We start from the raw sequence: 13,784 nt of genomic DNA, 5'->3' as shown, positions 1-13,784 counted from the left end.
TGCCGTCAACCGTCCGCCCCCGGCAATCGGTTCAGAGCCGCTCGGGCGTGCGGATGCCCAGCAGCGTCATGCCCTGGCGGAGCGTGCGTGCCGTGAGGTCGCACAGGAACAGGCGGTTCTGGACCAACTGCTGTGTGTCCGCCTTCAGTACGGGGCACGTCTCGTAGAACGGGCTGTAGAGCGTGGCCAGTTCGTAGAGGTACAAGGCCAGCTTGTGCGGCTCGTAGTTCTCGGCGACGGCGGCGAGGGTGTCGCCGAACTCGTCCAGGTGCAGCGCCAGGGCGCGCTCCGCGGGCTGGAGGTCCAGCGTCGGGTGCACCTTCGCCTTCTCGTCGCCCGCCTTGCGGAAGATGGACTGGATCCGCGCGTAGGCGTACTGGAGATAGACGCTGGTGTCGCCCTGGAGGGAGACCATCCGGTCCAGGTCGAAGACGTAGTCGCGCGTCATCGAGTTGGACAGGTCCGCGTACTTGACCGCGCCGATGCCGACCTGGGTGGCACGCTCCTGGATCTCTTCCTCGGTGAGGTCCTGGGCCTTCTCCCGTACGACCAGGGCCGCGCGCTGCGTCGCCTCCTCCAGCAGGTCCACCAGCCGCACCGAGCCGCCGGCCCGCGTCTTGAACGGCTTGCCGTCCTTGCCGAGGACCGTGCCGAAGGCGAGCTGCCTGGCGGCGCCCTCGGGGAGCCAGCCGGCGCGCTGCGCCGTCTCGAAGACCATGCGGAAGTGCAGGGCCTGCCGGGCGTCCACGACGTACAGCACGGTGTCGGCGCCGAGTTCGCCGATGCGGTCGCGGATCGCGGCGAGGTCGGTGGCGGCGTAGCCGAAGCCCCCGTTGGACTTCTGCACGATCAGCGGTGTGGGTGTGCCGTCGGGGCCCTTCACGTCGTCGAAGAACACGCACAGGGCACCCTCGGAGCGCACGGCGACGCCGGAGGACTCCAGGTCCCTCACGACGGCCTGCAGACCGTCGTTGTAGGCGCTCTCGCCGACGATGTCCTCGTCCCGGATCTCGACGTCGAGCACTTCGTAGACGCCCTGGAAGTACGTCTTGGACTCGTCGACGATCTTGTGCCAGAGGGTGAGGGACTGCTCGTCCCCGGACTGGAGCGCCACGACCCGGTCCCGGGCGCGCGCCTTGAATTCCTCGTCCGTCTCGAAGAGCGAATAGGCGGCCTTGTAGAGGCGGTTGAGGCGCGCCATGGCGGCCTCGCCCTCGTCCTTCGCGTCGGCCGAGTCGGACTCGTGGTCCAGCTCGTGCGGGTGCTCGACGAGGTACTGGATGAGCATGCCGAACTGCGTGCCCCAGTCGCCGATGTGGTGCCGCCGGATCACCTTCTCGCCCCGGTGCTCCAGGATCTGGGTGATCGCGTCCCCGATGACGGTGGAACGCAGATGGCCGACGTGCATCTCCTTCGCCACGTTCGGCTGCGAGTAGTCGATGACCGTGGTACCCGGGTGCTCCGCGTACTGGACGCCCAGCCGCTCGTCGTCGGAGCGCGCGGCGAGGTTGCGGAGCACGGCCGCGTCGGTGACGTCGACGTTGAGGAAGCCGGGGCCGGAGACCTCGGCGGAGGCGATCTCCTCGTTGGCGGGCAGGCTCTCCACGACCTGGCCGGCCAGGTCACGCGGGTTCGTCTTGAGGCGCTTCGCGAGCGCGAGGACGCCGTTGGCCTGGAAGTCCGCCCGGTCGCTGCGTCGCAGCATGGGGTCGATCCACTCTCCGGGGGTGTCCTCGGGCAGGACGGCCGAGAAGGCCTCCGCGAGGCACTTGTGGAGCGTGACGGCGAGCGACGGGACCGAGGGCATGAATGCGAGCCGTTCCGTACGTGGGTGATGGGTCGGAATACGAGTATTTCACGCGGCTCCCACGGGCGTCGCAGCAGTATTGAGTGTGAAACCCCGCCCCGCGCAGTGGGACAATGGCCGCGCAGACATGGCAGCGCAGAGAGAAGGAAGTGCCGGACGTGCCTCAGACCGCCGTCGAGACCGACTGGGTCTCCCGCATCGCCGATGACGTCATCGCCGAAGCGGAGCGTCGCGCGCCGGGCAAACCCGTTGTCTGCGCCTCCGGCCTCTCGCCGTCCGGCCCGATCCACCTGGGCAACCTGCGCGAGGTGATGGTGCCGCACCTGGTCGCCGACGAGATCAAGCGGCGCGGCGTCGCGTGCGAGCACATCATCTCGTGGGACGACTACGACCGGTTCCGCAAGGTGCCCGCGGGGGTCGAGGGCGTCGACTCCTCGTGGGACGAGCACATCGGGAAGCCGCTGACCTCGGTGCCCGCCCCTCCCGGCAGCCCGTACGGCAGTTGGGGCGAGCACTTCAAGGCGGCCATGGCGGACTCCCTCGCGGAGCTCGGCGTCGAGTATCGGGGCATCAGCCAGACGGAGATGTACACCTCGGGCGCCTACCGCGAGCAGATCCTTTTCGCCATGCGCGAACGGGAGCGCATCGACGCGGTGCTGGACCGCTACCGCACGCTCGACAAGGCGTCCTCCGGAGCCGGCGGCAAGAAGAAGCAGAAGCAGGGCGAGCCCGACGCCGCCGAACTCGAGGCCGAGGAGGGCTCGGGCGCCGCCGCCGAGGACGACGGCTCGGGGGTGGGCACCGGCGCGTACTACCCGTACAAGCCGTACTGCACGGCCTGCGGGCGGGACACCACCAAGGTGACGGCCTACGACGACGAGACGACCGAGCTGACGTACACGTGCGGCGGCTGCGGGCACAGCGAGACCGTGCTGCTGCGCGAGTTCGACCACGGCAAGCTCGTGTGGAAGGTCGACTGGCCGATGCGCTGGGCCTACGAGGGCGTGGTCTTCGAGCCCAGTGGCGTCGACCACCAGTCGCCCGGCTCGTCCTTCGTCGTCGGCGGGCAGCTCGTGAAGGAGATCTTCGGCGCCGAGCAGCCCATCGGCCCGATGTACGCCTTCGTCGGCATCAGCGGCATGGCGAAGATGTCGTCGTCGAAGGGCGGCGTGCCCACACCGGCCGACGCGCTCGGGATCATGGAGGCTCCGCTGTTGCGGTGGCTCTACGCCCGCCGCAGGCCGAACCAGTCCTTCAAGGTCGCCTTCGATCAGGAGATCCAGCGCACGTACGACGAGTGGGACGCCCTGGAGCGCAAGCTCGCCACGGGCACGGCGCAGCCGGCGGACGTCGCCGCGCACCTGCGTGCCTCCTCGACGGCCGCCGGGCCGCTGCCCTCCACGCCGCGTCCGCTGCCGTACCGGACGCTCGCGTCCGTGGTCGACGTGACGGCGGGCAACGACGAGCAGACGCTGCGGATCCTGAGCGAACTGGACCCGGAACGTCCCGTGGGCTCGCTGGACGAGGTCCGTCCGCGCCTGGACCGCGCACAGCGCTGGATCACCACACAGGTCCCCGCGGAGCAGCGCACGCGCGTACGCGACGAACCCGACACGGCGCTGCTGGAGTCGCTGGACGGCGAGCAGCGCGAGTCGCTGCGCCTGCTGCTCGACGGGCTGGAGGACCACTGGTCGCTCGAAGGGCTGACGCAGCTCGTGTACGGGGTGCCGAAGGTGCAGGCGGGCATCGATCCCGATGCCAAGCCGACACCCGAACTGAAGGTGGCGCAGCGGTCGTTCTTCGCGCTCGTCTACAAGCTGCTCGTGGGCAGCGAGACGGGGCCGAGGCTGCCGACGCTGCTGCTGGCGGTGGGGTCGGACCGGGTGCGCAAGCTGCTGGGCGCGTGACGCCGGTCCCGGCGGGGCGCGCTCCGGCCTGGCCGGGCGTTCAGCCCGCGAGCCCCATCTCCGCGTTGTAGCGCTCCTTGAACTCCCGGGTGTAGGTGCGCAGATAGGCCTCGCTGAGCAGTGAGCCGTCCGCGTTGGTCACACCGTGGCCCTCGTGCAGGGCACGGGAGAGCTGCCGCGCGTTCGGGAAGCTGCCCTGCGAGGCGACGAACTGGCGGTAGGCGAGGAAGTAGTACTCCTCACGGGGCACGCCGTCCGGTATGCCCACAGGGTCCGCGTCGTCGGCGGCGGACGGTGCCGGGGGTGCCGGGTCGCGCTCGGGCACCGACCCGTACTCGTCACCTGCCGCACCGTCCGCCGGTGCCGGTTCCATGAACAGCTGCTGCTCCTGGGTCCGTTGCGGTGGGAGGTAGGCGGGGCCGCTGCTGCCGCCCGGCGCGTTGGAGTTGCCCAGCGCGCGGCGCCGGCCCGGACCGACGGGCACGGTGACCTGGGGGCCGGAGGGCTGCGTCTCCGCGGCGTAGGTGTATTCGCGGGAGGGGTCGGGCTCCTGCGCGGGGCCGGGCTCCTGCGCGGGGGCCGGTGCCGTGCCGTGCTGCCGCGGCTGGGGCCGGGGCTGCGGCTGCTCCGGTTCCTGTTCCGGTTCCTGCTCCCCGAACTGCCCGTACCGCGGCCTCTGCTCGTACGCGTACTCGCCGTAGTGGCCGTACTCGCCGTACTGCGATTGCTGTTCGTTCGCGTACTCCCCGTACGGCTGCGACGGTTCCGTGCGCTCCGGTGCGGTCGCCGCCGCGTGCCCGTCGCGGCGCTCCTGACGGTCCTCCCCGACCTCCCGCTCCGCGCCGGCAGTGAGCTCGGCGCGCTGCCGTCCGCCGGCCGGGGAGGCCAGGCCCGGTGCGGCGCCGCTCGCGCGGGTCAGGGTGGCGGGTGCCTCGATGCCGGCCGCCGCCAGACCGGCGGGCCCGGTCTCGGAGAGCGGGACGCCGTAGCGCGCGAGCTTGAGCGGCATCATCGACTCCACGGGGGCCTTGCGCCGCCAGTTGCGTCCGTAGCGGGCGTGCAGCCGCGCCTCGTAGACGAGCCGCTCCTGTTCCATGCGGATGACCTCGTCGTAGCTGCGCAGCTCCCACAGCTTCATCCGGCGCCACAGCCGGAAGGTGGAGGGGAAGGCGAGCAGCCAGCGGGAGACGCGCACGCCCTCCATGTGCTTGTCGGCGGTGATGTCCGCGATCCGTCCGATCGCGTGCCGCGCGGCCTCCACGGAGACGACGAAGAGGACGGGGATCACCGCGTGCATCCCCACGCCCAGTGGGTCCGGCCAGGCGGCGGCGCCGTTGAAGGCGATGGTGGCCGCCGTCAGCAGCCACGCCGTCTGGCGCAGCAGCGGGAACGGGATGCGGATCCAGGTGAGCAGCAGGTCCAGCGCGAGCAGTACGACGATGCCCGCGTCGATGCCGATGGGGAAGAAGGGCGCGAAGGCCCCGAAGCCCTTCTGTTCGGCGAGGTCGCGCACGGCGGCGAAGGATCCGGCGAAACCGATGGCGGCGATCGTCACGGCACCGATGACGACCACCGCGGCCAATATGCGGTGTGTACGAGTCAGTTGTACGGCCTGCACTGGAGTTGTCCCCCACCCTTGGAAACCTGCGCGGCGCACCAGACTGGCACATGCGTCAAGTCCGCGCCGCGCGGGTGTGCCGCGGGGCGGTGAGTCACTTCAGTGACGCGATCGCTTCCTTGGCCGCTTTCTCGGCGTTCTTCTTCAACTCGTCGGCGCCGGGGGTCTTGCCGCTCTCGAAGCCGGCACCGGCGTAGTCGACGGTCACGACGACGTTGGCGCTGCGCGCCACGAGTCTGTGTTCGCGGAAGTCCTCGGACTTCTTGCCGTTCTTCCTCTCGGCCTCGTAGCTCACGGACGTCGCCTTGTCGCCGATCCCGCCGGCCGAGGCGGACTTGACGTCCTTGTTCGACTTGTCCGACTTGACCGCGTCGGCCTGCTGCGTCAGGAACGTGCCGGCCAACTCGTTGCCGGAGCCGCGCGAGGCGTCCGAGTCGAAGCGCTTGAGCGAGACGGTCAGCTGCCGGTAGTCGAACTTGTCCAGGCCGCTCCACAGGCAGCTGCCGGAGTCCTTGGTGTTGCCGGAGCCGATCCGCTTGCCGGAGGCGTTGTCCGTCTTCGGGGTCAGCTTCTTGACCGTGTCGCGGGAGACGGTCTTGCAGGCGTCGGGCAGCTCCTTGAACTTCACGGGCGCAGCACTCGGCTCGGCATTGTCGTCGGCGGGAGCCGAAGTGCTGCTCTGGCCGCCGGAGTCGGAGGAGCATCCCGCCACCAGCAGCGCGGGGACCGCCACTGCCGCGCAGGCGAGCGTCCGTGCGAGACGCGGCGAGCGTCGCTGTGATGTCCGCTGTGCGTTACGGGGCATGATTCCTTCGCTTCCAGTAGGTCTGCGTCAGTTGTCGTCGAACTCCCCGGCGAGTTCTTCGGCGACGCTACGGGCCTTCTCCTGCAACTCGGCGCTGTCCGGGGTGCGCCGCTTGTCCGTGAGCCACTGGTCGTACCGGATCGTGGCGATCACGTTCGCGCTGCGGAAGACGAGCGTGATGTCACGATGGACACCTGAATCCGTGGTGTCCAGTTCGTCGTCGATGTAGGCGTTGTCACCGATCCCGTCGAGGATACGAGGAGAGAGATCCTCGTCCGGTGACTGGGACGCGTCGGGGTCCTCGTCGGATTCACCGGCGGCCCCGTTGTCGGGTTTCTCACTCCCGCCGCCGCCCTGGTTCTTGCCGTCCGCGTCCTGGCTCCCGGCGTCCTCGCTCTTGCCGCTGCTCTTGCCGCTGCTCTCGGCGTCGCCCTCGGCGTCGCCGTTCTCGCCCTTGTCCGCGTCGCCGTCCTCGGCCGGTGAGTCGCTTTCGTCGTCGGTCGGGATCTCGGCCTGGCCCGCGCGCTCGTCGTAGAGCAGCTGTGCCTGCTTGTCGTCGCTCATGGCCGGGTCGTAGGACACGACGCGTTCCAGGTCGACGGCGAGATGGCGGGTGGCGAGGCTCGTGGCGCTCTTCCAGCGGCAGCCCACGCGGCGGTCCGTGTCGTAGGTGACGGTGGCCTCGCCCTTGTACGGGGAGTCGTCCGGGTCGGCGTCCGCGTTCTTGCCCGACGTGGTGCTTCCGGGGGTGCTTTCGGCCGCTTCGGCGCCGGGGAGCAGCTTCTTGAGGGTGCCGATGCCGACGGCCCCGCACGGCTCGGGGAGCGTGCTGTACCTGCCGGGTTCGGCCGGGGGCTGGGCGGGGGACGAGTTGCCCTGCTTGGTGTCCTCGCCGTTGCCCTCGTCGGACGATCCGCTGCACGCGGTGAGACCTCCGGAGAGCATGACGGCCAGCGCGACGCCGCTCAGGTACGTCCTTGCCCTCCGCTGCACTGTCTGCCTCCTGCTCGGCGCTCAGCCGTCCGGTCGGGAATGTGTCGGAGCCGTGGCGGGCCACGGAAGACAATGTCTACCGCACGCACGGCGGAGCCGTCCGGCCAAGGGGTGTCTATGTTGCGCGAAGTTCGCTTTTTCCGTTCCGCCCCTTACGGGTGGCGGTGCGGCCTTCGCGCAGTAGTGACGAAGCCGGCGTGAGGCGGTGGCAGTCGGCCCCGTGCTCGCGCGCCGGTGCCGGGCCGTTCGCCTGCTCGCCCGCCGTCAGCGCCGGCGGTGGACCTTCGTGTTCGACGCCTGGGCGCGGGGGCGTACGACGAGAAGGTCGACGTTGACGTGCGGGGGACGGGTCACGGCCCAGTCGATCGTGTCCGCCACGTCCTCCGCGGTCAGCGGTGCGTCCACGCCCTCGTAGACCTTGGCGGCCCGCTCGGTGTCACCGCGGAAGCGGGTGAGGGCGAACTCGTCGGTCTTCACCATGCCGGGCGCGATCTCGATGACGCGCAGGGGCTCACCGCACAGCTCCAGGCGCAGCGTCTCGGCCAGTACGTGCGCACCGTGCTTGGCGGCCACATAACCGCCTCCGCCCTCGTACGTCGCGTGGCCCGCGGTGGAGGAGACGACCACGACCGTCCCCTCGCCGGAGTCGGGGGCAGCACCCGGGCCGTCAGGCCCAGGGTGAGACTGGCACAGCGCCGGCAGCAGCGCCTGCGTGAGATGCAGCACGCCGAGGACGTTGACCTCGTACATGCGGCGCCAGTCCGCGGGGTCGGCGGTGGCGACGGGGTCGGTGCCGAGGGCGCCGCCCGCGTTGTTGACCAGGACGTCGCAGCGGTCGAGCCCCGCCGCGAAGGCGTCGACGGCCGCCCGGTCGGCGACGTCGAGGGGGTGGGCCACCGCTTCGTGACCCGCGTCGGTCAACTCCGCGGCCAGGGCGTCGATGCGGTCCTGGCGCCGGGCCGTGAGCACGACCCGGTAGCCGGAGGCGGCCAGCCGGCGTGCGGTGGCGGCACCTATGCCGCTGCTGGCGCCACTGATGACGGCGGTACGGATGCTCATGGGCCAAAGGCTACGTCGTACGGGCCAGTTGGCTGCCGGGGCGGCCGTGGTCTGCCCTCTCCCGGGCGGCGGCCGGGAGAGGGCACACCACGACCTGATGGCCGGCGGCCGGGAGGGCTCAGGCCGCGGACCTGACGGCCGGCGATCCCGTCCACTCCGCCAGCGCGCGACGCAGGCTCCGCCGGTCCGGCCGGTCGCCAGCCCAGGCGATGTAGCCGTCGGGCCGCACGAGCAGCGTCCGCGTGCCGACGGCCGCCGAACGGACGTGCACGGTACGGTCGTCGGCCTCCTCGCCCGTGTCCGGGGGCGGGCCCTCCGGCGGTGAGACGAGGACGAACGCGCCCCGGCGCAGGGTCTCGTAGAGCCGTCCCGAGGTGAGCGGCAGGTCGGGCGCCCGTCTGCCGGCCAGCGGGTGGGAGCCGCGCGGAGACTTGTAGGAGATGGCGATGCCGGAGACCATCCGCACCGCGCGGTTCGCCAACGGCCGTACGCGGTTGACGATTTCGGCGCCGGCGGAGCGCAGCGCACGGCCCGCGGCGGAGCGGGTGAGGGCGAGCCGGAGGATGGCGCCGCTCATGCGCAGCACGAGGGCGCCGACGGGGTGCCGTTCGCTGTCGTACGTCTCCAGCAGAGCCACGGGGGAGTGTCCGCGCAGCACAGCCGAGAGCTTCCAGGTGAGGTTGGCGGCGTCCTGGAGCCCGGTGTTCATGCCCATGCCTCCGGCGGGCGAGTGGACGTGCGCGGCGTCGCCCGCGAGGAAGACGCGGCCCACCGTGTAGCGCGGCGCCTGCCGTTCGTCGCTGTGGAAGCGGGAGATCCAGCGGGGGTCGTGCATCCCGTGGTCGGAGCCCAGCGCCTTGGCGGCGAGCTCCCGGACCTCCTCCAGGCCGGGTTCTCCTTCCCCGCGCTCCTGGCCGGAGGGGTCCCGGTCGGGGTGCTGCCGGTGGCGGTTCCAGCCCATGACGCGGTACCAGCCGCCCCCGAAGGAGGCGATGAGGGCGAAGCCGTCCTCCGTGGCGTTGACGAGGAAGGGCGTGGCCGGGGGGTCGGACAGCCGCACATCGGCCAGCACGATCGAGCGGAGGACGGACTTGCCGGGGAAGGGGAGCCCGAGAAGTCCGCGGACGGTGCTGTGCACGCCGTCGGCGCCGACGAGGTACGAGGCGCGGAGCGTGCGTACCGCTGCCGGGGTCTCCGCCTCCGGCTCCACCGCCGAGGCCGCGCCCGATTCCGCGTCGGGGGGTGCCTGGGTGACGTCCACCTCGACGCCGGTGCCGTCCTGGCGGAGGCCGAGGACCTCAGTGCCGTACAGGAAGGTCACTCCTGCCTCGCGGGCGCGCCGCTCCAGCAGCCGCTCCACCTCGAACTGGCCCGTGACCAGCACGAACGGAAAGCGCCCGGGAAGCTGTCCGGGACGGAGCACCGCCCGTCCGAAGAGGCCGAGCGAGTCCATCCGCGCGCCGGTGCCGATCAGTTCGTCGGCGAGCCCGCGGGCGTCCAGCTGCTCGAGGGTGCGGGCGTGCACGACGAGTGCGCGGGAGAGGTTGCTGATCGTCTCGTCCCGTCGCTCGACGAGGGTGACGCTGTGCCCCGCGGCGGCCAGATCGCCGGCGGCCATGAGCCCCGTGGGGCCGGCTCCGACGACGAGCACGTCCGCCGTACCGGGGGCGTCCGGGAGCGGGGTGCCGGTGCTGGCCGTGCCGTCCGTGCCGCTGCGTGCCATGGAAGCCTCCCCGGAATGCAGGTGCCAACGCATGTTGGTCAACGCTCGTTGGCATAACGGTAGGACGGCACGGCGGGAGTGTCAACGCGTGTTGGCCCACGCATGTTGGCACGGGTGGAACAGGGAGGGCCCGACCATCGGCGGCCCGGAGCTTGCGGCCCGCCGGTGTCCGCGGCACCGTTCGCGGCACCGTTCTTGAGTCCGAGTGGCCGGCAGGCGGACGCAGGCGTCAGGCTCTTGGGCCGCGCGCAGGATCAGGCGTCAGGCTCTTGGATCGCATGCAGAATCAGGCGTCAGGCTTCGAGCCGCTCGCAGAACACGTCCACGAGGCGCGCGAGGAAGGCGCGCCCCTCCTCGCCGGGCTCCATGGAGATCGTCCCGCCGCCCCAGTCCACGGTTCCGACCATCTCCTGGTACTCGGAGTGCAGGTGGTGCAATATCCCGCCGACGCGGGCCCTGGGCAGGTCGAGCAGCTTGCACACGGGCTGCACGTACGGCTGCCAGCGGGTCGTGACCGCCCGCCGCAGCAGCTCGCCGGCCCGTGCGTCCCGCCCGGTGATGTCCAGGCGGGCACGCAACGGCAACGCCAGTGCGTCGCCGAGCAGTTCGGCCTGGCGCCGGGTCAGCCGCCAGCCACCGCCGCGCTCCATCTCCTCGTACTCGGTGGGGGAGAGGCCCAGCCGCAGTGCCATGTCGAACGTGGAGACCCCGCGGGCGAGGCGGTGCTGGTGCACGCTGCTGAGCGACCCCATCAGATCCCCGACGGAGCACCACAGCACACCCGCCAGTGCGGTCAACTCCCGCTCCCCGGGGCTCTGGTCGCCCGACTCCCAGCTCAGCACGGTCAGCGGCGTGACCTGCACCCCGTAGGCGCTGAGCATCGTCGACGCGACGTCCTCGGCCCGCATCCCGAGCGCCTGGCGCGTGCTGCGTGCCGCCTCACGGTTGAACGCGGGTCTGCGGGGGTCGGACGACGGGTACAGGGACAAGCGGTCCACTTCTTCTGCTTCCTCACGGCAAGCCACGGGCCGGGGCAAAGAATGTCAAAGGACCTAGGGCAGCGTCCAGGCCATGATGCCGGACTGTGCATAGATCAACACGCAGAGAATCAGCAGCAGTCCGAGGCTCCACTTGAGTGTCGAGCGCAGCAGCTCGGACTCCTGGCTGGCACACCCCACGGCCGTCGCGGCGATCGTCAGGTTCTGAGGGCTGATCATCTTGCCCACGACGCCGCCCGAGGCGTTGCCCGCGACGAGCAGTGAAGGATCGAGGCCGGCCCCCTTCGCGGCGGTGTACTGAAGGCTGGCGAACAGCGCCTGCGAGGACGTGTCGGAGCCGGTGACCGCTGTTCCGAACCAGCCCAGCACCGGCGAGAGCAGCGCGAGCGCGCTCCCGCTGCCGGCTATCCAGGTGCCGATGGTGATGGTCTGGCCCGAGAGGTTCATCGCGTAGGCGAGGGCGAGTACGGACGCGACGGTCAGCAGAGCTGTCCTCAACTTCACGATCGTGGCCCCGAGTTCCCTGAGCGCCACCTGCGGTTCGATGCGGAGGACCAGCGCGGTGACCACACCCGAGAGCAGCAGCAGAGTCCCCGGCGACGACAGCCACGCCAGGTTGTAGACGGTGGAGTCCACCGGGTTGCCGTTGACGGTCAGGAGCTTCCCGTGCAGCCCCGGCCAGGGGATTGCGATGCTCGTGCTGCCGAGGAACTCCTTGACCGGGGTCCACAGTTGGGCCACGGAGAAGACCGAGATGACGATGATGTACGGGGTGAAGGCCGCGGCCAGCCGCCTGCCGTCGGTCTCCGGCGGAGCCTGATCGCCTGCGTGCGCGCCGGGTGTTCCGGGCGCGGGCCGCCCGTCGTGTGTGGTTCGCGCCGCCGGCACCGACTGGCCTCCGGGGCTGTGGCCTCCCGGGCTGTGCCCGCCGTAGGCGCGTCCTGCGGTGTCCGGCCGTCCCCGTCCGCCGGGCCCGGCCCCTCCGCCGGCGCCGAGAAGGTCCGCTCTCGCCTGCTCGCTGCCCTTCGGCTGCCAGAACCGCAGGAAGGCGACTGCCGCCACCAGGCTGGCGAGGGAGGTGATGATGTCGGTCAGTTCGACGGATATGTAGTTGGAGCTGACGAACTGCACCACGGCGAAGGTCACTCCGCAGACCAGGGCCACGGGCCAGATCTGACGCAGTCCGCGGAAGCCGTCCACGATCACCGTCAGCAGCAGCGGCACGACGAGCGCGAGCACGGGCACCTGCCGGCCGACGTACGAGCCGATCTCGGTGTACGGGATCTTCGTCAGCGCGCCTGCCGTGATGACGGGTATGCCCATGGCGCCGAAGGCGACGGGAACCGTGTTGGCGACGAGGACCGTGACGGCCGCCCGGAAGGGCGGGAACCCCAGGGCGATGAGCATGATGCCGGTGATCGCCACGGGTGCGCCGAAGCCGGCGAGGGCCTCCAGCAGGGCGCCGAAGCAGAAGGCCAGCACGACCGCCAGGACGCGCGGATCGTCGCTGATGAGCCGCAGGGACCGGCGCAGGTCCTCGAACGTGCCGCTGACGACGGTGAGTTGGTACAGCCAGATGGCCGTGACGAGGATCCAGCCGATGGGGAAGAGACCGAAGACCGCGCCCTCGGCCGCGGACAGGGCGGCCAGCTTGAGCGGCATCCCGTACACGGCGACGGCGATGCCCAGCGCGACGGCCAGGGCGGAGAGGCCGGCCAAGTGTGCCTTGACCCGTGCGGCTCCGAGCAGGAGGAAAAGAGTCAGCAGCGGCAGTGCGGCGACGAGGGCCGACAGTGCGAGGCCGCCGGAGAGCGGTGAGAGAGCGGGCTGGTACAAGGGCATCCCCGTACGGATTTGGTCAGACCATGCGTTGAAGCTGCCACACACTATGAAGTGCCCAACTCGCTGTCCAGAGAAGGCACATGACTGACAGAACTTGGTCAGACCAAAGTGCGGGCTGTTGGGTTACGCTCACCGCGACCGCGTGGTCCCCGGTCCGGTGGTGAGTGCCGGGGAGCGGCCCGACGTCGCGGATCTGGGAGGGGTTTCATGGCCGGACCGGACGACTGGGAACCCGTAACCCGTTCGCGCACGTACGAACTGGTCCTCACCCGGATCGAGCAGCTCATCCTCGACGGCAGGCTCAAGGTCGGCGACCGGCTGCCGCCGGAGCGGGAGTTGAGCGAGATGCTCGGCGTGAGCAGGGCGGCGATCCGGGAGGCGCTGCGCGTGCTGGAGGCCCAGGGCGCCCTTCGGCCCCGGGTCGGCACGGGGCCGGACTCGGGGAACGTGATCATCGCGATGCCGGGCGCCGGACTCACCCAGTTCCTCAGGCTGCACATAGCACTCGCGCACTTCTCCCTCGACGACGTCGTCGAGGCGCGTGCCGTCCTGGAGCGGTCGAGCGCCAGGCTGGCCGCCGAGCACGCCAAGGCGGACGATCTCGCGCGGATGCGCGAACAGCTCGACCGCATGGACGCGGTGGGGCTTCCGCGGGAGGTGTTCAACGACTGCGACACGGATTTCCACGTCGCGATCGCCGATGCCGCGGGCAACCGCATGGTGGCCGACCTGACGGTTTCCGTGCGCAACGCGGTCCGGCAGACCCTGCTGACGGTCTTCCACCGGGTGGAGGACTGGGAGGCGGTGGCCACCAGGCTGCGTGCGGAGCACCGGGCGATCTACGACGCCGTGGCGGCGGGAGAGGCCGAACGCGCGGGTGAGGCGGTGGAGGCGCACATCCGCTCCGTGCACCGGGACATCGTCGTACCCTCCCTGTCGCCCGTTCCCTGAGCACGGGCCCGTACAGGTCCTGGCGGCGGAGCGGCACCGCACGCCGGCGCCTCGCCGACTAGCCTGTCAACAGGTGTTGGC

At 70.8% G+C, this 13,784-nt stretch carries 10 protein-coding genes; 2 read left to right on the top strand and 8 right to left on the bottom strand.

What is annotated here, in order from left to right:
• Positions 1–31: 31 nt before the first annotated feature.
• Entirely contained in the window at positions 32–1,807 is a 1,776-nt protein-coding gene (argS, locus tag EV375_RS15875) for an arginine--tRNA ligase (protein WP_130300009.1), read from the bottom strand.
• A 113-nt stretch (positions 1,808–1,920) separates the two neighbouring features.
• Between argS and lysS the strand changes: the two genes are divergently transcribed.
• Positions 1,921–3,714 carry a lysine--tRNA ligase gene (gene lysS / locus EV375_RS15870; protein ID WP_486588502.1) on the top strand — a complete coding sequence of 598 codons (1,794 nt, stop codon included), beginning with the start codon at positions 1,921–1,923 and terminating at the stop codon, positions 3,712–3,714.
• A gap of 40 nt (positions 3,715–3,754) precedes the next feature.
• Here lysS and EV375_RS15865 read toward each other — a convergent pair whose 3' ends face one another.
• The 7 genes from EV375_RS15865 to EV375_RS15835 all read right to left on the bottom strand — a co-directional run bounded on the left by EV375_RS15865 (position 3,755) and on the right by EV375_RS15835 (position 12,746).
• A complete protein-coding gene (locus EV375_RS15865) occupies positions 3,755–5,317 on the bottom strand; it encodes a DUF2637 domain-containing protein (protein ID WP_130301885.1) in 1,563 nt (520 codons plus the stop codon).
• A 109-nt stretch (positions 5,318–5,426) separates the two neighbouring features.
• Positions 5,427–6,137, bottom strand: coding sequence for a DUF3558 domain-containing protein (locus EV375_RS15860; RefSeq protein ID WP_130300007.1), 711 nt, complete (start codon positions 6,135–6,137; stop codon positions 5,427–5,429).
• A gap of 27 nt (positions 6,138–6,164) precedes the next feature.
• Positions 6,165–7,130: a hypothetical protein gene (locus EV375_RS15855; protein ID WP_130300006.1), complete on the bottom strand. Its 966-nt coding sequence runs from the start codon at positions 7,128–7,130 to the stop codon at positions 6,165–6,167.
• Between the two features lie 264 nt (positions 7,131–7,394).
• A complete protein-coding gene (locus EV375_RS15850; RefSeq protein ID WP_130300005.1) occupies positions 7,395–8,189 on the bottom strand; it encodes an SDR family NAD(P)-dependent oxidoreductase in 795 nt (264 codons plus the stop codon).
• A gap of 118 nt (positions 8,190–8,307) precedes the next feature.
• Positions 8,308–9,912 (bottom strand): FAD-dependent oxidoreductase, encoded by a 1,605-nt coding sequence (locus tag EV375_RS15845; protein ID WP_130300004.1) that lies wholly within the window; start codon positions 9,910–9,912, stop codon positions 8,308–8,310.
• A 293-nt stretch (positions 9,913–10,205) separates the two neighbouring features.
• The gene (locus tag EV375_RS15840; protein WP_130300003.1) at positions 10,206–10,910 is read right to left on the bottom strand and encodes a helix-turn-helix domain-containing protein; all 705 of its coding nucleotides are present in this window, start codon (positions 10,908–10,910) and stop codon (positions 10,206–10,208) included.
• A gap of 54 nt (positions 10,911–10,964) precedes the next feature.
• A complete protein-coding gene (locus EV375_RS15835; RefSeq protein WP_130300002.1) occupies positions 10,965–12,746 on the bottom strand; it encodes an L-lactate permease in 1,782 nt (593 codons plus the stop codon).
• Between the two features lie 213 nt (positions 12,747–12,959).
• Here EV375_RS15835 and EV375_RS15830 point away from each other — a divergent pair, with 213 nt between their 5' ends.
• Entirely contained in the window at positions 12,960–13,703 is a 744-nt protein-coding gene (locus tag EV375_RS15830) for a FadR/GntR family transcriptional regulator (protein ID WP_130300001.1), read from the top strand.
• The last annotated feature ends 81 nt before the right edge of the window (positions 13,704–13,784 follow it).

The sequence above is a fragment of the Streptomyces sp. CNZ301 genome, assembly GCF_004217425.1.
This window is presented reverse-complemented; position numbering and strand designations above follow the sequence as displayed.